Here is a 21,774-nt window from a genome sequence, read left to right on the forward strand (position 1 = left end):
ATGGTCGCTCCCCGGGTCGATCAAGGGCGCAACAGGAAGTGAGGAAGACCCCGGGCTGGGTCAAGCTCGCCGTAGACGTGGCGTCTCCAGCGGTCGCGCACGAAGAACTGGACGCACTGCAGACGACCGGCGCCGCGCTTCTCGCTTTGCCGCCGTTCACCGGCAGGCCGGTGACGGTTCTCAGCGCGAGCAAGCCGATGAGCGAAGCCTCCGAGCTCGCTCGTGACAGCAACGCCAAGCGCGTCGACATTCTGCGCCTCAATCCTGGAGCCCGTCAGGTGTGGGTCGACAGCGACCACGCCATTCCGCTCGAGAAGCCGGAGGCGATCGTCAGTGCCGTCCGCGAGATCCTGTCGACCCTGCGCCGCCCCGAGCGCTGAAGGCGAGCGCCGCTACGACGTTCGGCAAGCACTCGGCGTGCTCATGCGTGGTAGCTGGCTCATGGCGTCAGATTGCGCGCCTCGCCCGATTCCCGGAAATGACGCCGTTCGTAAGCACTGGTACATCTTGTCCCTTGGTGAGCGTCGTCATCTCGCCTAGCTTGGCGCGGCAGTTCGGTCGCCTTCATAGCGGATGCGGTCGGTAGTTTTGGCGATCTTCGACAACGACGGGCCGTCAAAGGCGCCTCATGGCGCGATGCAGGGAGACCAGCAACGGAAATGGCAAGGCAATTACGATTTGCGCACGGCCTCCTATTTTCGCTATTCGCGTTTGCGCTTCATGGCGCCGACCGCGCGTCGGCCGAAGGCGCCTGCCCACCAGGATTTATCCCGGGCGGCGCTATGGTCCCCGGACAAGAAAACGCCGGTTGGACGGGTTGCCTCCACATGTACGACGTCGACGATGGCGGCGGTGGGCCGAGCAAGGGCGGAGATTCCGGTCCTCCTCCTTTCAATGCCGATGAGTTCCGCGCGCTTCTCGAATGGGAAAAACAAGTTGCGCGGGAAAACGAGGAGCGCCTCTTGAAGAGCAATCCTGTTTTGCGCGAATTGAAGCAAGGCGTATGGAAATTCTCACGCTCGCAGCCGAACGATCCCCGCCGGATATGCACCGCATCATTCCTCCAGTCGAATGGCGGCGTGTTGATCATGGATTGGGTGGGCGACGCCAAAGGCACGCTTCTCGCTTTTTTCGGCGGGGCGATCCCACCGACTGCTGACATCCGCACCGAGATGGTTACTCTCACCCAGTCCGGGCAAATCCAGAGAGTTCGCGCATCTCATGCGAGCTTGCCCTGGTCGGCAAAGATCGGAATGATCATATTCGCCGTCCCCTCCACACAGGCGCTGCTCAGCTCGATCGAGGACGCGCAGGATTATTCGGTGGAGCTGCAGGGGCAGGAAGTCATCCACGGGAAGTGGCACAGTGGTTCGACGGCGCGAAAGTGGTTGAGCGCCTGTGTCGGCAAGCGTGGCAAATGACTCGCGATCGGACTGTCGAGCGACTGAGCCATGATTAGAGCGAGAATGAGCATGCGCATTCTCGCCCGCCTCGTCGCAGCAATGTTGGAAAACCGGGGGCGAGATGGTCGAAACTCGCAAGACGTACAAAATCTCCACCCGGTTTGCCACGCGTCTTTGCGTCTTGGCCCTTTTCGCGCAAACCTCGGCCTGCAGCGCGGAATTGCCGCCGGACGTTCCAACGGTACTAGACGCGCGCAAATTCGTCATTTCACAGACCGACGCCGGATGCGACGATACCGAAAACACATACGTCATCAAGGATGACCGAATGATCGTGGTCTCGCAGAGCGGCAAATTCGCCACGATCATCTATGATCTCTATTGCGAGACTTACGCCGTTCGGACGCGCGTGTTCCTTCTGTGGCGGACTCTCCACGGCTACCGGCTGATGCACTTCGCAAAGCCTGTATATGAGCTTCATTGGGCCGACGACGTCGGATCCGAATTGGCGGAGAGGCCCACGGCGATAGGATACGAGGTCGTGACCAGACTTCCGAATGGGAAAATCGATCCGAACAGCCTGGAGATTACGAGCAATGAGCGTTGGGGCGCCCGTCAGGACTCTGGGGAGCAGGGATCATGGCGTTTCCTCCACAATACCGACCGCTATGCGCTGTCTTCGTTCGCGGTTGATCTTTACGGCGGACGCAGTCTCATGCCGACCGAGGGCGATCAACTGAAAGGCGAGCGCTTCATGCTTTTTCCGTCTGGAAAATAACGTCGCCGGGAGCATCGTCGCTTCTCGGAAGTGAATTTCTTACAACCGATGGACGCCATGGCTCTTACCTGCCGCAAATATCGTTTCGTAATTTCCTTCGTTCTCGCGATGGCTCTCGATGCGTCGGTCGAGGCGCTCGCCGCGAGCAGCCCGCTCGAAACGCTGCTCTTCGCCTTCGCGCAGGGCAAGCGGGACAGAGAAATCGCCGCGCTTGCGAACATCGAATGGAAGGGCTTCGCCTATCCCGAGGACTCCGAGAAAGACCTCAGCGTGACTTACCATTTGCGGGGGCAGTTGCGCCTGAGGGGATTTGGCGACGTCGATCTGCCGGTCGGGATCGGCGCGAGCGCGACGAGCAAAAGAGGCAATGAAGGCGACGCCTCGATCGACGTCATTTTCCACAGCGCCAAAGGGGCTCGCGGAATAGAGCTTCAGAAGTTTTATCCGAGCGGCAATTATCAGGAAATTCTCCAAAAGCAGCTGAGCGCCGGGACCGTGACTCTGCTTTCCGACAATTGCAAGACGGACGGATATGGCGATCAGCCCGATGACGAACACACTGCCTTTTTCCGGATCAATCTTCTCGCCGAGCCCAGGCCGATTTTTGTCCGCGCCGGTCGCAATGAGGATGGCGGCAAAAGCAGCCCAGGAGAGACTTTCTTTTCCTTCTCTCTGTTCACGCCCGGGAGCGATATGACGAAGAGATCCTGCGTCACCCGCATCGAGCCACTTCGATGAGTTCGTCGCGGTTCGGAGCACGAACGCAAAGGAGGATGATATGCGAACAGCTTTGTTGGCGTCCTTGTTGATCTTGTTTCTCACGAGCGTAACGGGGCGCGCCCTTGCGGTCGATTGCCCAAACGTGGACGTCGACAAGGTCAAGCGCGCTATCGGCTATCTGTCGGATTTCTACGGCGACGTGCCGTCCTGCCTCGATTGTCAAAGGCAAAGCAAGCCGATCGAGCGGCTGATCTGCCAAAACAGCGGATTGAGGCTCATGGAAATTCTGGACACCAAGGCCGCCGTCTACGCCTATGAGAACGCCACCAAGACGCAGACGACTCATTCGAAGCCGGACTGCTCCTTCGTTCGCAAGCAGCTTTCCAATAATTGCGTCGACGCGGTTTGCGCTTGCGCGAATTTGAAAGAGCACACGAACGACTCGCGAGGCGGAGAGTCCCCCTATTACGGCGAGACGCGTTGAAAGTCGGAGCGATCGCATGTCGATGGAACAACGTTTATGGTATTGATGGGTTTCCGATCGCTGGCAAAAGCTCTCGGTCTTGCGATTTCTCTTGCGTCGTGGACGGCAGATGCGAGCGGCAGGCTGCCAGTCCCGCCATCTTCGCAGATGTTCGCCTCGCATCGCGCATGCGTCTCAGAGATCGAGCGCCAATATGCCGATGACCAGCGACGCATCGCCGAGAAGACAGTCGAGGCCGATGGCTCCAGCCGGGAGACCTCGCTGGAAACATCGGGCATAGAGAGGACGGGGACCAACGACGTACGTTATCAGGCGACCATATGGTATCATCATGGGCGCGTTCGGACTGATCTCGGAAAGATCGAAACGAGCCACAGCTTCGAGACCCGCCTTCAGGAATGCAAAGGCGCGATGCTCCACATGAGTGGAGAGACAGGCTACACATTGAGCACGTTCGAGCCCTGGAAGAAGTCTGCGCCATGACGCAGACGACTCTATCGCGGCGGAAACTCCTTATCGGTGCTCTGGGCTCATGTCCGTTCGCTTATCCGGCGGTGAGCGGCGCGGCGCCCAGCGCCGCGGAGATATTTTCCGATCCGAAGATTGTCGCATTGCTCCACGCGGCCTTTCAGCGGGATAGCAAACGCGCCGCCGAGTTCGTGGCTGCTGGCGCGGATGTGCGCGCGAGAGGCGACAAGAACGTCACGCTGTTGCAATGGGCAATGCTCAACAAGAGCCACTTCGCCTTTCAAGTGCTGCTGAATATCGGCGCCGATCCTGCGCAGCCTGGAATCGACGGCGATACGGCTATCCATTTCGCCGCCATGGCGAATGACTTGGAATATCTGCGTCTTCTCCTCGCGCGCCATGTCGACGTTGACGCCCGCAATGGTCAGACCGGCAGGACGCCTTTGATGGCGGCCTTGATGGGGGAACGGGAGCAGCAGTTCGAAATGTTGCTCGCAGCCGGGGCGCGTATGAACCATGCCGACAACATGGGCAATACCATTCTGCATGTTGCGGCGCAACTCAACGATTCTGCGCGCGTTCTGAGATTGTTGCAGCAAGGAGCCCCGGCGACGGCGCGCAACCGGCAGGGCAAGACTTTCCAGACCTACCTCCTCATGACGCCGGAACGTCTGCTCAACCCAGAGGCATTGCAAGCGCGGCGGAAGATCATAGACTGGATGGCGCAGAACGACGTTCCCGTCGAACGCTGAACGGGTTTGCGCACCGGGAGGCTTCGGCTACGTGCGTATCAGCTTTGCGCGGATCGCCGGCGCATAGGTTCGCCCCACGCGCACTTCCGAGCCGTCGCTCAGAACGACGATCAGCGCCGCGAATGGCGCCTGCTTGATGCGCGTGATGGCGCTGCGGCGCACGATCGCTCCACGATGGATACGTAGGAACTCTTCGCCGTCGAGACGGCGTTCGAGCGAGGACAGGCTCTCCTGAAAGAGATAGTCCGCGCCAGAAACGTGGATGCGCACATAGTCGCGCTCCGCCTGGAAGCGGATTACATTGTCCAGCGTGACGCGCAAATATTCGCCTCGCGCCTTCACCCAGAAGTCGGTCGACTTTTTCGGCTGTTCGGTCAGAGTGCGCTTCAGGGAGGCGATCATTTCCTGCAATTCGGCGACTCGGTCGGCCTGAAGGCGTGCGCCCGCGGCGATCCGCGCGCGCTCCAAGGCGCGAGCGAAGCGTCCCGGCTCGATCGGCTTGGTGACGTAATCGACGGCGTTGGCCTCGAAGGCGCGCAGGGCGTGATGGTCGAATGCGGTGACGAAAACGACGACCGGCGGCTCCGGTCCGAGGCTCTCCAAAACGTCGAAGCCGCTGCCGCCCGGCATTTGGATGTCGAGCAGAAGAATGTCGGGCTGCGTTTGCTCAGCCGCGCGACGAGCCTCCCGGGCGTCGGCGGCTTCCTCGATCCGGCCGACCCATTCCATCTTCGCGAGCAGACGCAAGAGCCTGCGGCGCGCGAGCGGCTCATCATCGACGACGAGAATCGTGAGCTCGCTCATGCGAGCCGCCACGGGAGATCGATGGATGCCCGGTAGCGGCCGGGCGCGACCGGGCCGGATGAAAACGAGCCGTCGCCTTGAAAGCGGGCGTGCACGCGTTCCGCGACGTTGCGCAATCCGACTCCCATGCCGGCGGGCTTCTTGCCGTCATCATCCATCGGCATGTCGTTCTCGACCGTGAGGTGAAGCCTGTCTGCTTCCCGGCGCGCGCGCAGCGCGATCTCGACCTTGCCGACAGTGGCGCCGACGCCGTGCTTGATCGCGTTCTCGATCAGCGGCTGCAGGATCAGGCTGGGCACAAGCGCGCTGCGCACGTCCTCGGGCATGTCGATGCTGAACGCCATCCGGTCGGAAAAGCGCTCCCGCTCTATTTCCAAATATTCTTCTTGAAGAGCCAGCTCATCCGCCAAAGACACGTCATGCATGGGATCGAGCGACAAGGTCGTGCGGAGGAATGTGGAGAGCGACAGGACCATTCGCTCGGCGCGGGTGGCGGAGCCCTCCTCGATCAGGCCAGCGATCGAGTTCAGCGTGTTGAAGAGAAAATGCGGATTTACCTGGTATCGCAACGCGCGCATTTGCGCGGATAGCGCTTCCTCACGGGCAGCGGCTAGCCGACGTCCGCGGTCATGGAGTTCGAAACTGAAGATGAGGCTAACGAACAGACAGGACCAGCCAAAAAACAACGCCGCACCTAAGGCTGTGTCGTTGATGAAACTATTCCAGTCGTGGGTAGCCAGTTGTGGCAAAGGGTAGACGGCTTGAGCGGCGTAGCCCAATGCAGCCCAAACCGGCGCTGCTGCTAGGGAGATCAAGAAGGAGGAAATGACGAAAATCGGCAGGGAGCTTTCCGATGGCCCGCGACGGCTCGCCCATCTATCTAAGCAAAACAAAATATACGAAATCAAGGCTGTAATAAGCCATCCAGATCCATATCGAACAATTTTTTCTACAATATATACGACGCGCTGGGTATAGTCTACAGAGTCCGTTATTTTAAGCATCCAAAGAAGAACCGATGAAAGGAACGCGCCTCCCCAATAGATCAGGCCGAAGCGAATGGTGGCCTGACGGATTGCGCATGCGTTAGACGATCTCTTCATCACCCTTCATTCCCTCTTCGACCTACAGGGCCTTTCCATTCATCGACTCGTGTCGGCGTTCATAGGACGCCGGCAAAGCGGTCTTCGGCATACCGTTCGTCCCCCGACAATAGCGGTTCGCAGATTCTTGCCGCCGCTCGTCGCCGCGCTCGCGCTCGTCGCCGGAAGGCGAGTGAGCCCGCGCTCCAGCGATGCTACGAAGCTGCGAAAGGGACCACGGGGAAGTTTCAACATGGATAGATACGACATTTCGGACATAGCGCCAAACCTTCGGGGCAGCAGGCATTCAGGAGGCCCCGCGATTATCGAGCACAGTGCGACAGCGAGCATCGTTTTGTTCGCGGTGCGGACGAAAGACGCGGACGATTTTCTCGCTCGGGTGCGTCACATGCTGCCGGAGGGCAGCGTGCTGTATGCGCGGCGCGAAGTGACCCGCGCGCAAGACTCGCGCCTCACACACGGGCTGTCCACGCTGACCGAGCGACAACACGACATTCTGCGGCTCTTGATGCATGACCTGTCGAACAAGGAGATCGGCCGGCGATTGAAGCTGTCGCATTTCACGGTACGCAATCATGTCTCGCAACTGTTGAGACAGTTGAACGTCCCGTCGCGCAAGGCTGTCGTCGCTTTGCTGAATGACGCCCTCGCCGCCGATGCGCATGTCCTGCCCCTATCCGATTGACGGCGCCGGACGAGCGTGTTCCTCGCCCCGAGGCGTCATAGGACATTATTTGTCGCGTCTCTCGCAGGAGCAATGCGCGCATCGTACCGGTGCGTCGGCGTAATTGATTTCGCGAGGATCGGATGGCTCCATGCCTTATCCGACGATTTGGGATTTCAAAAACTATGCGAAATTGTTGCGCCTTGCTCATCCTGCTCCTCACCTTCGGCTCGGGGTCTGCGCAGGATTCAAAAAAAGCGCTCCAAGAGTGGATCGACGATCCGAGTCATGGAAGCTTCCAGGGGATGATCCCCCTGAGCGGCAAGAAGCACGGAGACTATCATCGCGGCTATCGCTGCCCGAGCTACGAAGCGGCGACTTTCGTCGTTTCTATCGTCGAGAAGGCCCATCTGCACGAGAAAAAGCCGAAAGTGTTGCGCGCCACGCTTTTGCGCTCGCTCGCCGGACAAGCCTGCGAACCCGCGGCCGCCGGACAATACCGGCCGCTCCAACTCGGCAACGTCTCGCAAATCGATAACGGGCCGGAGGCGGGCGAGGAATGGACCGCCCTACGTGTCCAGGCGCCGGATGGAGCGGAGATTGGACTCGTTTACGACGCGAGCATCTACGGGATCGATGACTGAAGCGCATGTGGAAATGGTGACCGCGATGATCGACTTCCCCGGCGGGAGCCGGCATAGGCTGGCTTGGCGCTATGGACTGGCGCTCGTCGCGATCACTTTCTTCGCCTTCTTGCCGCTGCTCTCTCTCTTCGCCGCGAGCCTCGTCGCGAGCGCCAACAGCTGCACGCTTGATGAAGGCAATCCGCACCCCTGCCTCATCCTCAGTTCGGACGCGGGACAGACCCTCTACAATATGGCGGTCGGCGGCTGGCTGATGATCTTCACCCTGCCCATCGGCGCCGGATTGTTCGTCTTGTGGCTGCTGGTCCTCGTGGTTCACTCATGGCGGCGACGTAAGCGGCCATCGTTCGACTGAACCGGCTGACACGGCGATGAATTTCCCCGCCACGCCGCCATTTTCCTTTGCTCATCGGGCGAACGCTATCCGCTCACTCATTCTTCGAGGTCGCGAAATGTCCAGAAAGACGCCTTCCCTGCCAGCCGGCGCCGGTTTTCGCCTAGTCACCGTCCTCGCGCTCGCATCTCTTCCCGCATTGGCCGCGTCGCCAGGTCCGTTCAGAGCCGTCGATCGCGACTCTCCGTCGAATTATTGGATCGAGGACCGTAGCTGGGGCGGCGGCGCTCGCTTTGTGTTGAATCTGAAACAGAGCCTAGCAGCGGACGCGGCGCACCGAGATTTTCTCGCCGGAACCGAATTCGAAACAAAAGTCCGGGCGCCGTCCCTGAAGTTTCTCGCGGGAGGCGACCCCGAATTTACGTTTGGTTGCGTCGACCGGGATCCGGCGAAAAGCTACTGGCGCTTTCGCGTGGGAATCACGCCGCCCGGATCTGGCATCACGAGCAAGGACGAGATCGCGTATGAGAAGGGCATAAAATATTACTTCGGCGCGCCGGGAATGCTCGTTCTCCTGGGCGAGGCGGACAAGGAGATAAAGCGCATTGCGCTTGCGCCGAGCGACGACGCGCTCGAAACCGCCGCTCTGACGCAAGACGATGTCCAAGCCATCCTGAACGCGTCCGTGATCCGCGCCAAGACGCCGCGGATTTTTTTCGAATCTGGAACCTCGGCGCTGAAAGCGATGATCGACGGTAATCCGAAGCTTCCCTGCGCCGCGCGGTGAGCTCGTGTGTCGATCGGCGTCCCCCCTCTCTCTGGAAAGTCAGGGGCGTAAAATGTCAAAAGCAAAGCGCACGGCGTCGCCAGAGCGTGTGTCGTCACGAACACAGGGCTCGGAGTCTCGCATCGCTCTCGGTAGAGGCCGCCCCTCGGCGGCCGACACGGCGATGAGTCCACCCGCCACGCCGCCGTTCTCTTTTGCTCATCGGGCGAACACTATCCGCTCGCTCATTCATCGAGGACACAAAATGCCCAGAAAGACGCCTTCCATGCCAATCGGCGCCAACTCCCTTCTCGCCACCATGGTCGCTCTTCAAATGCTCGTGGCGCTTCCCGCGATGGCCGCCTCTCCGGCGCCGCTCAGAGCCGTCGATCGCAATCCTCGGGCGAATTGGATCGAGGCCTTTGACTGGGGCGGCGGCGCTCGCTTTGTGTTCGATCTGAAACAAAGCCAGGAAGCGGGCGCGCCTTCCCTGAATTTTCTCGCCGGAGGAGCGCCGGAATTTTCTTTTGGTTGCGCCGACCAGGATCCGACAAAGAGCTACTGGCGCTTCCGCGTGGGAGCCACACCGCCCGGATCGGGCATCACGAGCAAGGACGAGATCGCCCACGAGAAAGGCATGAAATATTACTTCGGCGCGCCGGGGATGCTCGTTCTCCTGGACGAGGTGGACAAGGAGATAAGGCGCACTCCGCTTACGCCGAGGAACGGCTCGCTCGAAACCGCTGCTCTGACGCAAGACGATGTCCAAGCTATCCTGAACGCATCGGCGATCCGCGCCGAAACGCCGCGGATTTTTTTCGAATCCGCAACGTCGGCGCTGAAAGCGACGATCGACGGCAATTCGAAGCTTCCCTGCGCGACGCGGTGAGCTCGCGTGTCGATCGGCATCCGCTCCTTCTCTCTCAAAGGTCAGGGTCAGAAAATGTCAGAAGCAGAGCGCGCCGCGCGCTGCGTCGCCCAAGCGCTCGTCGTCACCATCGCAGTTCTGTGGATTCTCGCGTCGCTGCCCGTCGAAGCCGCTCCTCGGGAGAAACTCGAAGTCATCGACTCGAGCACTCGGTCGGAATGGATTATGGATGAGCGCGCCTGGGGTGGCGGCGTCCGTTTCTATTTTCCCAATGCGAAACATAAATCCGGCCCGACTGACCTGACGCCCAATTTTGCGCTCGGCTGCGACAGCATCGACCCCGGAAAGAGCGTTTGGCGATTCCTCGTAGAGCTCGCGCCGTTAGGCTCCGACGCTTCGGGCGAGGAGGAAACCGCCAATATGAAGAACAAGGCGTATTACTTCGGCGCGCCGGGCACGGCCATCCTTTTTGACGAAATAGACAAGGAGTTTAAGCGCGTTCCCATTCGAGCGACAGCCTGGGGCACATTGGAAACCGGGCGTCTGACGCGCGAACAGGTCAAGAGCTTCACGGAAGCGTCGCAGATCCGCGTCGAGACGCCAAGGGTCGTCTTCGATACGCGCGCTCTTGGGGCCAGTGGTCTCCACCTGATGCCCAAGCTTCCCTGCGCCGCGCCGTGAGCACGGAAGGAGTATCTCGATGTCGGATAGGCTGAAGCAATTTCTCGTCGTCGTCCTCATGACGGCCTCACCCGCTTACGCCGCATCGTCCAGCGTGACTGTGGACGAAAGCGGCGTAGTGGTCGCCGGCGCCTGGGGCGCGCGCAAAGCCTATGCGCCTCTGGATGCGGCCGGTATCTTGCCTGGCTTCCTCGGCGCCTGGGCCATGCGTCCGGAAATCTGTGGCGAGGCGCAGCGCTCATCCTCGTTCCCGGACCGGACCCCCAACGGATTCGTCTGGATCGCCGCCGATCGCATCTCCACCAAATCCGGCCCGCTCGTCGTCGCCAGCGCTTATGTCCGAACGCCAGAGACTTTGACGCCGCGAGACGTAGAAGCCGCTCTGGCCGAGAAGCGCAAAATCGTCATTTCGTCCGAGAGGGAGCGGAACGCCGCCGAGATGCTCGTCGAACTGCGCCCGCTTCGGCAAAGCGAAAGCCATATCTACCAGCTCAGCCTCTCGGACGAGAGGAAAACGCTCGTGATCGAGGAAGCCGGCCGTGAGCGCGTCACATTGAAACTTTGCAAATGAACCGTCTCATGCCCAAGACGACGGGAGAACTTCGGAGGGTCGCGCCTCGCTTCTCGGAGCGGGACAATATCCGCCACTGCGCCCATACGCGCCGGCTGACGGAAGCGGCTGGCTGAATCGGATAGAGGCCGGCAGCAGCGTGCAAGCGCCTGCGCCGGCGTTTCTCATTGCCGGCCCGCCCAGCGAAACGCCAGCACCGCGGCCGTTTCCTTCGGAGGCGCATCTTCCTCGCCGCTCAAGGCGTAACTTATGGGGACCTCGATATCGAATGGCGGCTCGGGCGCCGCCTCGGGAGAAAGAGCGATGGGAATTCGGTAGGTCTGCCGTCCGTCGGCGTCGAGCTTGACGTCCCAACCCTTCGAAGCGCTCGTGGCGCCGCCTCCCGGGACACAGCGCTTCGCCACGAACCTGCGGGCCCTGGCGTCGGACAGATACGCGGATCGCTCGCAGGTCCATGGATCGATGCGGATCAGCGCCGTCTCCACCTGCGAGATCGCGCCGGAAGCGAACTCGATCTCGAGCCATTCGACTCCCTTGCCGGGGACCTCATGGACATCGACCAGTCGCGCCGTGAAATGCGGCATGCGAACGGTATCGCGCCCGGCCGCCATTGCGCCCCCGGCCGCAAGGCTGAAGACGCCGACGACAAAGCGGCATAGAAAAAGTTTTCGTGTCGATATCATCCCGTGTCTCCCAAGAGACTTTTCCACTTGTGGCGCTGCTTCATACGCTGCTCTATCGACAGCGGACCAATCGCGAGACCGCCGACGGATAGGGCCGCACCGTCCGCCATTCGAGAACGGCGCTATCGGACGAAAGGGTGAGCTCTTCCGTAGAATCCCACTTTCCTCCGCCGCCCGAATTTCGAGTGTTGAAAATAATCGTGCGGCGCGAGCTCCCCATAGGGAGAACCCCGAGAGCGATCATTTCCCCTTCCGACTGATGCAGACCTTTGGAATCGATTGCGAGCACGGCGGTCGTTTCTCCCCCGGCGCAATTATGGGCCGAATAGGCCCATTTTCCGTGATATTGCAGGGGAATCTCGTGCAACGGGCGCAGCGTTTCCGCAGCATCAATTCCCTCGGGCGGGGCCTCGTCCGAGACTCCGACAGAGAATTCCAACCGTCCGTTGCTCTTGTGGCGGTAGACGTCCAGCAGCAGCGACGGATTGCCGTCGACGATGGCCGCGCTCGTTTCCTTGTCGATCGTCAACATGGCGCCGGCGATCTCGACGCAGTGCGTCGTCCCCGCAAAATAAGCGTCGACGCTGTCGCCCTTTCGGCGCAGACCTCTTACATGGACATTGAAGCGGTCCTGCTGGAGAATGGCGACCGCGTCGGACAAGGCTTCCCCCTTGTTGCTGACCTGATCCTCCGGCGCGATTTCCGTACAATATTCGGTGAGATAGTCGCGAGCTGCTTTATCGCAGCCGCCTGGTCCTGCAAAGCCGAGCGCAGACGGCCAAAGGCAATATGAACAGGCTAGAAAGCCGACCGTGGCGTTTTGCCGCCATCGTCTTCGAGACATCGCCAGTCCTCGCGTCGAGCCATTCGATCCGTGGCTATTCCCGGCGCCGCACGCGGTCAACATACATGAAGTACCGGTTCGCTTTTACGCTCAACTTCGACCCGCACCGACGATAGGTTCGACTGGCAAGCAGGATCTGACATGAGTGCGAACAATGTGCACCTTCTCTTCGACTTCGTTCATCAGCCGACTTTTGGTCGCTCTGACGCTGCCTCAAATTCTGTCAGCCGTGCCGGCATGGGGCGGCGCCGAAAATCCAATTGCTGAACTCGAACAGCATGAACTCGAACAGGCTGCGCTCGCGTGCCAGTCTCGGAGTTATCAAGAGTTGTTCACCACGATGATCCGGTCGGCAGCCGTGCGAAAAAAATACGCCGCGCCTCAGATCGATTATGAGGAACGCGGCAAAAAGAACGAGACGAGGAAGAGCGCGATTCCGAAAGAGAGCTACGACAAATTTCCGATCCAGATGTTCGATTTCTTTTGGAAAACGACCGTCCCGGCGAAGCCCGGCGACAAAGAAGAATATGTGATGATGGAGTTCAATCAGGGCCAGAGCAATCAGATTTCCGTCGAGTGGACGCGCGTGCATTACCGGGGACCGTACGTGGGCGAGGAGAATTTGGGGACAGCGTACGACCTCGACGGCAAGCCTTATCGTCCGGGAAGGCGAGTCGATGGCAAATTGCTTCTCTACCCGACCAAAGATTGCTGGGAGCTCGTCGCGGATATTCGTTATCTCAGATAGTGCCGAGACGGCGAGCGAGCTGCTGCACGTATAGAGGCAAAAGGCCGGCACATGACGGTCGGCGCGGTCGGAAGCCAGCCAGACTGGTTCAATGGAAATGCCTCATCGATTGAGCCTCCCTTTCGCCATAGGGCAAGGTCGGCGCTTTGCAGCGCTGTTCGCGTCTTGAAGACATTCGGCGGCGAGATCGTCGTCTAAGCGGGAAGGCTGCGACGCCGTGAGCTTTCGCGTTCTGTTAGGAGAGATCATCGTGTCGCTTGGATTCAATCAGCTCAATAGCTCTTTGACTGAACGTAAGCGCTGTTTTCAGGCCACGTCTTTCGGCGCAGTGGGCGCGGCGTAGGCCCACGGCATGAGTTCATCGAGTTTGCTCGCGAGATGGCCGTCGACGATCTTCGTGAGTACGTCAGGCATGTATGCCTGTGGATCGACGCCATTGAGCTTACATGTCTCGATGAGCGAGGCGACAATCGCCCAGTTCTCGGCCCCGCCGTCCGAGCCGGCGAAGAGAGCGTTTTTGCGATTGAGAGCCATCACCCGTTCATTCTGCCCATGTCGGGCAGGAGTTGGAAGTCCATTACCGGTGGCATCCGTATTTTGGCAGCAAGGTTGCTGTACGTCGGGTGGAGCAGCGAGCAACTGGGCAATTTCTCAAAGTGCTGGGGCCTGCCGGCGTTGTGGTCTCGATGGCAGGCTGGATGCTTGATCCCGCCATCTGCGCCGGAATGACGCTTGGCGGCCCGCGTGTCGATGTGGCCGCCCTCGTCGAGTTGGAGCGAGTGTTGATAGGTGCGATCAATCCCGCACAGTGCCGGAGCGATATTGCGATCGTTCCGGAGGAAGGCAATGCAGTCTCCCAAAGCGCCGGCAGTGGAGCCGGCTCGGCAGTTGACCCTGTTATTCGACAACACCAGGCTGGAAAGGCTCGGCTCGGCGGAGCGGGACGAGATCATTTTGGCGTTGGCTCAGATCCTGATGCAGGCAGCCGGCCTCAGCGTCGAGGAGCTTGACGATGACAAGCGCTGAAATCATTCCGGCGGTCATCCTCAAGAGGAAGGCTGTCGTCTACGTACGCCAGTCAACGCAATCCCAGGTGATGACCAATCTGGAGGGCAAACGGCGTCAATATGATCTGGTCGATGTCGCCCGCCAACACGGTTTCGTGGATGTTGAAATCATCGACGACGATCTCGGCCGGTCGGCGAGCGGAACGGTGGCGCGCCCCGGCTTCGACCGCTTGGTGGCGTGGCTGTGCGCCGGGAAGGTCGGCGCTGTTTTGTGCTTCGATGCGTCCAGGCTCGCGCGAAACGGCCGCGATTGGCATCACCTGCTTGAATTGTGTGGGCTCGTCGAAGCCCGCGTCATTGATGGCGAGGGGGTCTATAACCCGTGTCGCCCCAATGATCGCCTTCTTCTTGGCATGAAAGGCAGCATCAGCGAGTTCGAACTCGGCGTGCTACGCACCCGGATGTTGGACGCCGCCCGGTCCAAGGCCGGCCGGGGCGAGCTGCGCTTGTCGGTTCCCTTCGGCTACATCTGGCACCGGGAAGCCGGGCTCGGCCTTGATCCAGATCAGCGCCTCCAGGAGGTTATTCGCGTCATCTTCGTCCGCTTTCAAAAACTCGGGAGCGCGCGCCAGGTGCTGCTCTCGATGAAAGCCGATCAAATCCACTTCCCACGCCCCTCTGACGAGGGCCGCATGACGAGCTTCGACTGGACGCCGATCCGCTACCGTAACGTGATCGCCGTTCTCAAGAATCCCTTCTACGCAGGGGTTTACGTTTACGGGAAAAGTGAGAAACGCACCTCCATTGTCGACGGAAGGGCGCGGCGAAGCTACGGCCATGGCAAGCCGATCGGGACATGGGAGGTGATGATCAAGGATCATCACGAAGGCTATATCGACTGGGCGGAATATGAGCGCAACCAGAAGCAGCTCGCTCTCAACAATTATGGCAGTGCCGGAGGCGTGAAGTCCGGCCGGGGCGGCAAGGCGCTTCTGTCGGGCGTGATGACTTGCCGGCGGTGCGGACGACGACTGAGCGTCGCGTATACGGGCAATCCTCAGAGCCGGCCGGTGTATCGCTGCGACAAGCCAAACCTTATGATGGGGCTGCCACGGTGCATGACCTTTGGCGGCCCGCGGGTCGACGCGGCTGTCTCCCGAGAGTTGTTGCTGGCGGTGGAGCCAATGGCGATCGAAGCGGCGTTTGAGGCGGAGCGGATGCACCGGGAACAACAGGAAGACCAGCAACGCATCCTCGACATGGAAATGCAGCAGGCTCGTTATGAGGCGAGTCTGGCCGAGCGTCGTTACGCCGCCTGTGATCCTGACAATCGTATGATCGCTGCGCAGTTAGAAAAAAACTGGGAGACGGCGCTGCGGCGTGTCCGGGACCTGGAAATACGCCAGCCCGCGGAACGGACGTCAAACATCGAGGTCGACCCGAGCGCATTCTCGAACCTCGCAGACAACTTATCGGCAGCATGGCATGCGCCGAATGTTACGATGCGCGCCCGACAGAAACTGCTGCGGACACTGATCGCCGACATTATCGTCGACGTCGACGATGATGCGCGCGAGGTCGTGCTCACGATTCATTGGCGCGGCGGTCAGCATTCCGAACTGCGTGTCCGTAAACCACGGGCTGGTGAGCATGGATGCGCAACTACCGAGGACGCTTTGGCGGTGATGCGCAGCATGGCCGGTCGCTGGTCGGACGAGCATATCGCCGCGTCGCTCAATCGAATGGGCATGCCCACAGGCCAAGGCAAAACCTGGACAGCGCATCGCGTTGCTTCCGTTCGACGCGTGCGCGGAATCCATGCCTATCGATCTGCGGAAAAGGACGGCGAATGGCTCACCATGAGGGAGGCGGCAAAGCTGTTAGACGTCACACACCATACGATTCGGCGCCTGATCAAAACGGGTGTCCTTCCTGCGGTGCAGGTTGTCGCCGGAGCCCCGCATCAAATACGGGCCGACGACTTGGCGTCGGACCCGGTGAAAACCGCGGTGGCCCGTAAAGGCCGCCCGTGTCGCGCTGTTGACGCGGACACGCTTCCAATGTTTCCAGATACTTGAAGAAGGGGCGCACAATGACTCACGCATCGCGATCGGCCGGATCGCGCGCTCGACGACATTGGAGTCGAGCTCGATGCACCCATCGTCGATGAAACGCGTCAGGCCGTCCCAGCGCGACAACGCATAGCGGATCGCCTCGGCGAGCTTGGTCTTCTGGCTGATCAGCGCCAGCTTTTCTCGCAGCCAGAGCTCGAGCGCGTCGAGGATGGGACGAGATTTTTCCTGTCGCGCATCACGACGCTGGTCGGAGCTTCGCCCGCGGATTTCGCTTTCGACCGCGTAGAGCGCGCCGATACGTTCGAGCGCCTCGCGGCCACCAGAGACCTGTGCGAAGGCATCAGTGTCGCGGATCGAGGACCTCTAGAGACGCATCGGACGAGACGCGATATCGCCGAGGCCCATATGCTCATGTTTGCCGGGAGGACGGACGAGGCGCGGCAGCTCTATTTGAAATGCCGCGGCGAATTGCGCAATGAGGATATCGGATATCTCGTCTTCGTGGCGCCGACGTGGGAGCAGATAATTCGCGAGGAATTCAGTGAATTCTGCGAGGTCGGGCTCCATCATCCTTTGATGGATGAAATCGCCGCCATTTTCCTCGATACAGAGTGGCGACTTAGTACAGGGGCACCGGCGAAGCTCTGGTTGAGGGCGCAAACGAAGACGAACTCGTGACGCCGGGCGATGCTGCGCAATTGATGCTCGTCGGGAAGAGGCAAGCGTGGCGGCGCGCGAGTGGTCTATTATTTTCTCGACGACGCGATCCCGCTCTACGCGCTGCTGGTCAATCCGAAGAACGAAAAGACGGATCTGTCCGCCGAGGATAAGCGGGCCGCCACGCCGCTCGTCGAGGCGATCAAGGCCGCGAGGAAAAGGAAATGAGCGCGTTCGGAAAAGAGCTGATCCAGTCGCTCGGCGAAGCGCTGGCGCATGTGAAGGGCGATGGTCCGGCTGTTGTTCACGTTCCTGTGGATCCGCGCGAGATTCGCAAGCATGCCGGGCTGACGCAGGCGGAGATGGCTCCCCTCATGGGGATGAGCCTGTCGGGCTATCCGGAAATGGGAACAGGGCCAGCGCGCGGTCAGCGGCCCGGCCGCAATGCTGTTACGCGTGATCGCGACGGAGCCGGAAGCGGTGAAAAGGGCGCTCGTGGCGTGACGTTCGAACAAACGTCTCGCGTTCGTTAATGGCGAGGATGCGCCATAACCGGCCATTCGTCGCGGACGACCCGAGGGACCGCTTTCCCTGGATTTCGCGGACGTTCGCGGCGGCGGATCGCCTGGACATAAAGCTGCGGCTTCTGAGGCCCGGCTGAAGCTCTCGTGACGCGCTTCGTTCCCTGATGACGGTCGCGGCGTTAGCTATGCCGAGTTATCGATATGCGTTTGCGCGCGGCGGCGGCGAGAATTGGCGATTTCGCGCGCGATCGGAAGCCTGCGGTCGAAGGCCGGCTCGGCGATGCGTCCGACGAAGATCGCGGGATCGGCGCCGTCGCCGACTTCGACCTGGCGCATGAGGCCGAAGGCGTCGCCGGCGTCGAACACATTGGTCACTGTGCATCGGCGATCCGAGGCCCGGCGGCGCGAGGCCGCAATCGACGCGGTCAAAGGTGGACTTGCTCTGAAATGCTGAGAGCGTCGTTGCACGCCGATGCGGCTTTCCATCTTCGGGAGCTCGAAAGCGATCCTGCGCAGTCCATGCGCCGCTCGACGGCGAGTAGGAAGTGCGCCGTCGCGAAGGCGGTCCGCACGGAACAGCATTTACGCGAGACGTGGCGGAACCATGTGCGCGGCTTCTATCGGCAAGCATGGGGGACGTCACGGTCACGGCGCCCCTGACGACAGCAGAGAGCGCGGCTTAGGCTCGTTCCGCGCGCAGAGTCTACCATCGCAGGATTCTAATTTGCACCGAGAAGTAAAGCAGAGCCCTATTGGAGGCGCTGCGACAGAATGCGCAGCCCCTGAGCATCAGTATGTCACGGTCACAGCGATGACATCTGAATACGCTCCGACAGGCGGCGTCTGACCTGAGTACACCCGTCCGAAGATCGTGAGCGACTGCGCCGATGCGTTCCCGGTTCCCGCTACCGTGTTCGCGCCGATCAAGTCTCCCCACGGCGCGCTTCTCGCGCTATTGCTGTAGAGTCCATAGGTGATCGTGTCGCTGCCTGCGTGCATTTTGCGTTGCGTCGGATCGGTGGCTCCCGACAATCCGCCGGACAGGCCGACCGTATAGGGGAGACCATTGCTGCACGTCAGGCTCATCGTGGATTGCGCATCTATATTCGATCCGAAGCTCAATATGTTCCCAAAATTGAGATTGTTGGCGGATACGCTGCAATTCGCTTGAACAGTCGCGGATGCGGAAAAAGAGACCGCGCTCGATTTTGTCCCTTGGGTCGATACGCCGCAGATCGCGACGGGGCTGAGATTCGGATTTTGAAACATCTCCAAGCTCGTGCTCACGTCGATGAAGTTGTTCGTATAGGTTCCGACGCCCGCGCTCTGCTGGGAGGCGAGAACTGAGCCATATAATGTGACGCTGGCGGAGCCAGAGCCGCTCGTGATCGGAATCAGAATGGATAGCCCATTGGTCGTCGCGCTATAGGCCGGCACATAGGCGCTGTAGGATCCCATCACCGTCGTCAAGCTGGCGTCTTTGTAGATTTCGAACAACAGCGTCTTGGGTCCGCTGATGAGCTGACGTGGCGGCCAGGACGTCGACTGGCCGGGTCCTATGCTCAGGCAAACGGTCGCCGAGACCGCATTGGGGTTTGCCCCCGAACATATGATGGAAATAATCGAAGGTTGCGCCGGAGACGCAGCGCCCGAGAGCACATCCACGATGCCGAACGACATCGTGCCCGACGTCGAGCATGACATAGCCGCGACGGCTTCGCCGCTCGATGTCGTCAGGCCGAGGAAAGCGGTAACGAAAAAAAGAAGGGCGCTCGAGAAAAATTCGTTTATTCGCATGTCACTCGGATCTCCCTATTCGGCCCGGCCGTCTGCGGAGCCTCGAAAGTGCCGCGACAATCCCTGGTTCCAAGATCGATGATGATCGAATTGCTCGCTGTGAGATCGGTCACAAAGGCGCGGCCGTCATAGCCGACGACGAAGGCGCTATCGCTGTCGACGAGCTTGCCGCGGCTTCCGACTTCGATCGGCTTTCCGGCCTTGTCGGTCAGGACGAGGACGATGGGCTTGGCGTTTGCCTTCGCGCCGAAATCGATCGCGACGCCGCTGCGATATCGTGGCGCGACGACCTCTTGGGTTTTCACCGAAACCACGTCGACCGGCAGCGTCATCAGATCGATGTCGACCTTGTTGCGTTGATAGGAGCGGAGCGTCGGTATCAACAAGGTTCCGAGAACATTGGTTTCGCCGACGCGGCTATTGTCATGCGTCACCGTCACGCCGGGAGCGCCGGCGTTCACGATCGCAAAACTATCCTCGACCTTCGGCCCGATAGCGACATTCATGTCGGCGAGCGCGATCGCGCCTTCGAATTGCGCCGCGCCACTCACAAAATTCGCTTGTTGCAGGCCGTTGATGCGGGCTGTTCCGACAGGGGTTCGATAAGAGACCGCCCCGTTCGTCATCGACGTGGGTCCCTGGGTTCGGTTCAGCGACCACCCATAGCTCCCGATGCTCGCTTCCATGTTCTTGCTGGCTTGCGCATTGAAGCCGATACGGCCTTTTCCCGTTGTCGGATCGAACACGGTCTGCGCGCCGCCTCCGACTTGAACATTTCCGCCGATCGGGAAGGAAACTCCCGCGAAAACCCCTTTGTTTTCTATGCCGGAAATATTGCCGAAAACAGTGACGAACAAGCTTCCCTCATAGGGAAGCTGTCGCGAGTACGAAGCGGTCAATGTTTGAGAGGCCATGAGCCGGTTCGATTGCCAAGCCCAGATTCGATCCCTGTTGTCAGGCGTGATCTGCGCGAAGGTGAACGACGCATTGCCGCCGATTACAGGGAGTTTCGCGCCCAGAGAAATGCGATTGATCATGCGCGGCGGATGAACGAAAACGAGGTTCGCAGCCAGCTGTTGATTGGTTTGAGGAGTATAGAGATAGAATGAACGGGAGTCGGCGGCCCAACGGGCTGCGGTCGCAGAGGCGAGATCGTCGAAAGCGCCGAAGGTCTGCTGCGTGCTGGCGCTGAATGAAACGCCCAGCGGCGTCATCACATTATATGACGCATAGCCTTGGCCGCCGAGCGCTGTGAGATAGCGGGACCCCGAGACGGCGGCGGTCAGCGAGCCGAATCGTCCAAATTGCGTCGCCGCCCCGATGCTTCCATTGTAGAGCCCGGAGCCGAGTTCCGCATGCCCGAGCACAGTCAATTGGTCTGTCACGCCATACCGAGCGCTCGACGAGACGACGGGCCTGTTGTCGTAATCATTCGAGCGATAGGCGTAAAATTTTCGCGCGAATCCCGCTTCGAACGTGTAGTCGAAGAGGCCCGAGGCGATGAGGCGCTCGTTCGTGAATAGAGAGAGATCGGTTCTTGTTTCCCGTCCAGATGCATCTCGAATGACGACTTCGGCATTGCCATTCGCGGACGAAACGGGAAGATTGGCGATGCGAAACGGCCCCTCCGACACCTGTTGCGAAAATATAGGCATGCCGTTGACGAGCACGTCGACTGATGACGGCACCGCGGCGCTTCCCGAGATAGAAGGCAGCGCCGCGGTCACAATGTCCGGGCGCATGGAGAAATTTCTTTGGATCTGCATCCCGCCGAGTCGCATCGGCCTCGTCCAATCGAGGGCGCCGGAAATCGTGTCGCCGGCACGATACATGGTCTGCGTGTCGGGATCGGCGTATGCGTAAGCGGTCTCGAGTCTCAAACCGATGGTATTATTGGCGCGGTATAGATTGAAGTTGTTCGTGTTTCCGATGATGCCTGTCTGCGTCACGACCCCATAGGGACTGAAAATTCGGATATCCGTGGATAGGCTGGCCGCCGTGATCGCCGGCCTCCAATGTGTGATCGCAGTGGAGGACGAAGCGAACATCACATAATTCACCAAACCTCCCCATGACGACGTCGCGCTTGGAACGGCGGGACGTTCGCCGCGGCTGTCGTAAATTTTTGGAATGCGCTGATCGTCGGACAGATCGAAATAGAGCTGCTGCTTCGGCTCGTCGTAACGATAGGCCAATCCAGAACCATTCAGAACGACCATATCTTTGCGCCCGCCCGCGCGTGGCGGCTTGACCCCGATGTCCTCGAGATCGCCTCGCTCGACCGCGAAGACGCCGTCTGGCGATTTCCTGGCGGATACGAGCAGACCCGTCGATTTGCCATTTACGTAAGCTTCCAGACGGAGGTCCAAAGTCCCTGTGGACGCACGATCGCCTTCCAT

At 60.2% G+C, this 21,774-nt stretch carries 27 protein-coding genes and 2 pseudogenes; 19 read left to right on the forward strand and 10 right to left on the reverse strand.

All coding sequences use genetic code 11. The annotated features are described in order from the left end of the window. The first annotated feature begins 38 nt into the window (after positions 1-38). From METLW3_RS0121725 to METLW3_RS0121740, 3 genes are all read left to right on the forward strand, one after another. Positions 39-380 (forward strand): hypothetical protein, encoded by a 342-nt coding sequence (locus tag METLW3_RS0121725; protein ID WP_024881870.1) that lies wholly within the window; start codon positions 39-41, stop codon positions 378-380. Between the two features lie 447 nt (positions 381-827). Continuing rightward, complete coding sequence (locus METLW3_RS28495) at positions 828-1,421, forward strand: hypothetical protein (protein WP_134188249.1); 594 nt, start codon at positions 828-830, stop codon at positions 1,419-1,421. Positions 1,422-1,524: 103 nt separating this feature from the next. Then, complete coding sequence (locus METLW3_RS0121740; RefSeq protein ID WP_024881873.1) at positions 1,525-2,181, forward strand: hypothetical protein; 657 nt, start codon at positions 1,525-1,527, stop codon at positions 2,179-2,181. A 39-nt stretch (positions 2,182-2,220) separates the two neighbouring features. On the opposite strand, the gene METLW3_RS28500 is transcribed toward METLW3_RS0121740, so the two are convergent. Next, positions 2,221-3,003, reverse strand: coding sequence for a hypothetical protein (locus tag METLW3_RS28500; protein ID WP_157516640.1), 783 nt, complete (start codon positions 3,001-3,003; stop codon positions 2,221-2,223). Positions 3,004-3,043: 40 nt separating this feature from the next. Here METLW3_RS28500 and METLW3_RS0121750 point away from each other — a divergent pair, with 40 nt between their 5' ends. Genes METLW3_RS0121750 through METLW3_RS0121760 form a run of 3 tightly spaced genes read left to right on the forward strand, consistent with a single transcriptional unit; the run spans position 3,044 to position 4,605 of the window. Continuing rightward, positions 3,044-3,385 (forward strand): hypothetical protein, encoded by a 342-nt coding sequence (locus METLW3_RS0121750; RefSeq protein ID WP_024881875.1) that lies wholly within the window; start codon positions 3,044-3,046, stop codon positions 3,383-3,385. 36 nt (positions 3,386-3,421) lie between these two features. Then, complete coding sequence (locus tag METLW3_RS28505; protein ID WP_157516641.1) at positions 3,422-3,868, forward strand: hypothetical protein; 447 nt, start codon at positions 3,422-3,424, stop codon at positions 3,866-3,868. Further along, positions 3,865-4,605 carry an ankyrin repeat domain-containing protein gene (locus METLW3_RS0121760; RefSeq protein ID WP_198022836.1) on the forward strand — a complete coding sequence of 247 codons (741 nt, stop codon included), beginning with the start codon at positions 3,865-3,867 and terminating at the stop codon, positions 4,603-4,605. Before METLW3_RS28505 ends, METLW3_RS0121760 begins: the two co-directional genes overlap by 4 nt. A 27-nt stretch (positions 4,606-4,632) precedes the next feature. Here METLW3_RS0121760 and METLW3_RS0121765 read toward each other — a convergent pair whose 3' ends face one another. After that, a complete protein-coding gene (locus tag METLW3_RS0121765; RefSeq protein WP_024881878.1) occupies positions 4,633-5,409 on the reverse strand; it encodes a LytTR family DNA-binding domain-containing protein in 777 nt (258 codons plus the stop codon). Beyond that, on the reverse strand, positions 5,406-6,512 hold the full coding sequence (locus METLW3_RS26200; RefSeq protein WP_036310100.1) for a histidine kinase: 1,107 nt from the start codon (positions 6,510-6,512) through the stop codon (positions 5,406-5,408). The genes METLW3_RS0121765 and METLW3_RS26200 overlap by 4 nt, the downstream gene beginning before the upstream one ends. Before the next feature lie 232 nt (positions 6,513-6,744). Between METLW3_RS26200 and METLW3_RS26205 the strand changes: the two genes are divergently transcribed. The 7 genes from METLW3_RS26205 (at position 6,745) to METLW3_RS0121805 (ending at position 11,040) form a co-directional block, all read left to right on the forward strand. Continuing rightward, positions 6,745-7,197: a LuxR C-terminal-related transcriptional regulator gene (locus tag METLW3_RS26205; RefSeq protein WP_083967284.1), complete on the forward strand. Its 453-nt coding sequence runs from the start codon at positions 6,745-6,747 to the stop codon at positions 7,195-7,197. A 182-nt stretch (positions 7,198-7,379) separates the two neighbouring features. Beyond that, complete coding sequence (locus METLW3_RS0121780) at positions 7,380-7,820, forward strand: hypothetical protein (RefSeq protein ID WP_024881881.1); 441 nt, start codon at positions 7,380-7,382, stop codon at positions 7,818-7,820. Further along, positions 7,813-8,175 carry a hypothetical protein gene (locus METLW3_RS0121785; protein WP_198022838.1) on the forward strand — a complete coding sequence of 121 codons (363 nt, stop codon included), beginning with the start codon at positions 7,813-7,815 and terminating at the stop codon, positions 8,173-8,175. Before METLW3_RS0121780 ends, METLW3_RS0121785 begins: the two co-directional genes overlap by 8 nt. A gap of 97 nt (positions 8,176-8,272) precedes the next feature. Continuing rightward, complete coding sequence (locus METLW3_RS0121790; protein ID WP_024881883.1) at positions 8,273-8,941, forward strand: hypothetical protein; 669 nt, start codon at positions 8,273-8,275, stop codon at positions 8,939-8,941. 265 nt (positions 8,942-9,206) lie between these two features. Continuing rightward, entirely contained in the window at positions 9,207-9,809 is a 603-nt protein-coding gene (locus tag METLW3_RS0121795) for a hypothetical protein (protein WP_024881884.1), read from the forward strand. Between the two features lie 6 nt (positions 9,810-9,815). Further along, positions 9,816-10,469: a hypothetical protein gene (locus METLW3_RS0121800; RefSeq protein ID WP_024881885.1), complete on the forward strand. Its 654-nt coding sequence runs from the start codon at positions 9,816-9,818 to the stop codon at positions 10,467-10,469. 19 nt (positions 10,470-10,488) lie between these two features. Next, the gene (locus METLW3_RS0121805) at positions 10,489-11,040 is read left to right on the forward strand and encodes a hypothetical protein (protein WP_024881886.1); all 552 of its coding nucleotides are present in this window, start codon (positions 10,489-10,491) and stop codon (positions 11,038-11,040) included. A gap of 164 nt (positions 11,041-11,204) precedes the next feature. On the opposite strand, the gene METLW3_RS0121810 is transcribed toward METLW3_RS0121805, so the two are convergent. Together METLW3_RS0121810 and METLW3_RS0121815 are read right to left on the reverse strand one after the other, a co-directional pair. Further along, positions 11,205-11,651, reverse strand: a complete 447-nt coding sequence (locus METLW3_RS0121810) for a hypothetical protein (RefSeq protein WP_024881887.1) — start codon at positions 11,649-11,651, stop codon at positions 11,205-11,207. Between the two features lie 124 nt (positions 11,652-11,775). Continuing rightward, positions 11,776-12,384 carry a hypothetical protein gene (locus METLW3_RS0121815; protein ID WP_024881888.1) on the reverse strand — a complete coding sequence of 203 codons (609 nt, stop codon included), beginning with the start codon at positions 12,382-12,384 and terminating at the stop codon, positions 11,776-11,778. 337 nt (positions 12,385-12,721) lie between these two features. Between METLW3_RS0121815 and METLW3_RS0121820 the strand changes: the two genes are divergently transcribed. Next, complete coding sequence (locus METLW3_RS0121820; RefSeq protein WP_083967282.1) at positions 12,722-13,315, forward strand: hypothetical protein; 594 nt, start codon at positions 12,722-12,724, stop codon at positions 13,313-13,315. A 306-nt stretch (positions 13,316-13,621) separates the two neighbouring features. Here the strand turns inward: METLW3_RS0121820 and METLW3_RS0121830 are convergent. Continuing rightward, a pseudogene (locus METLW3_RS0121830) lies at positions 13,622-13,855 on the reverse strand (transposase domain-containing protein); the annotation flags it as partial. Positions 13,856-14,161: 306 nt separating this feature from the next. Between METLW3_RS0121830 and METLW3_RS0121835 the strand changes: the two are divergent. After that, positions 14,162-14,341 carry a hypothetical protein gene (locus METLW3_RS0121835; protein ID WP_024881891.1) on the forward strand — a complete coding sequence of 60 codons (180 nt, stop codon included), beginning with the start codon at positions 14,162-14,164 and terminating at the stop codon, positions 14,339-14,341. Beyond that, the gene (locus tag METLW3_RS0121840; RefSeq protein WP_024881892.1) at positions 14,328-16,400 is read left to right on the forward strand and encodes a recombinase family protein; all 2,073 of its coding nucleotides are present in this window, start codon (positions 14,328-14,330) and stop codon (positions 16,398-16,400) included. The genes METLW3_RS0121835 and METLW3_RS0121840 overlap by 14 nt, the downstream gene beginning before the upstream one ends. On the opposite strand, the pseudogene METLW3_RS27795 reads toward METLW3_RS0121840, so the two are convergent. Then, positions 16,401-16,709 (reverse strand): annotated as a pseudogene (locus tag METLW3_RS27795) (transposase); the annotation flags it as partial. 93 nt (positions 16,710-16,802) lie between these two features. Between METLW3_RS27795 and METLW3_RS28510 the strand changes: the two are divergent. Genes METLW3_RS28510 through METLW3_RS26215 form a run of 3 tightly spaced genes read left to right on the forward strand, consistent with a single transcriptional unit; the run spans position 16,803 to position 17,587 of the window. Next, positions 16,803-17,075, forward strand: a complete 273-nt coding sequence (locus tag METLW3_RS28510) for a hypothetical protein (protein ID WP_157096269.1) — start codon at positions 16,803-16,805, stop codon at positions 17,073-17,075. Positions 17,076-17,135: 60 nt separating this feature from the next. Beyond that, entirely contained in the window at positions 17,136-17,282 is a 147-nt protein-coding gene (locus METLW3_RS28515) for a hypothetical protein (protein WP_157096268.1), read from the forward strand. After that, positions 17,279-17,587 carry a helix-turn-helix transcriptional regulator gene (locus tag METLW3_RS26215; protein ID WP_245267474.1) on the forward strand — a complete coding sequence of 103 codons (309 nt, stop codon included), beginning with the start codon at positions 17,279-17,281 and terminating at the stop codon, positions 17,585-17,587. Before METLW3_RS28515 ends, METLW3_RS26215 begins: the two co-directional genes overlap by 4 nt. A gap of 174 nt (positions 17,588-17,761) precedes the next feature. Here METLW3_RS26215 and METLW3_RS0121865 read toward each other — a convergent pair whose 3' ends face one another. The 3 genes from METLW3_RS0121865 to METLW3_RS0121875 form a co-directional block, all read right to left on the reverse strand. Continuing rightward, positions 17,762-17,953, reverse strand: coding sequence for a hypothetical protein (locus METLW3_RS0121865; RefSeq protein WP_024881894.1), 192 nt, complete (start codon positions 17,951-17,953; stop codon positions 17,762-17,764). Between the two features lie 414 nt (positions 17,954-18,367). Next, positions 18,368-19,375 carry a spore coat protein U domain-containing protein gene (locus METLW3_RS0121870; RefSeq protein ID WP_024881895.1) on the reverse strand — a complete coding sequence of 336 codons (1,008 nt, stop codon included), beginning with the start codon at positions 19,373-19,375 and terminating at the stop codon, positions 18,368-18,370. After that, entirely contained in the window at positions 19,366-21,594 is a 2,229-nt protein-coding gene (locus METLW3_RS0121875; RefSeq protein WP_198022840.1) for a fimbria/pilus outer membrane usher protein, read from the reverse strand. Before METLW3_RS0121875 ends, METLW3_RS0121870 begins: the two co-directional genes overlap by 10 nt. Positions 21,595-21,774 lie beyond the last annotated feature (180 nt).

This window comes from Methylosinus sp. LW3 (genome assembly GCF_000527115.1).
Taxonomy (GTDB): domain Bacteria; phylum Pseudomonadota; class Alphaproteobacteria; order Rhizobiales; family Beijerinckiaceae; genus Methylosinus.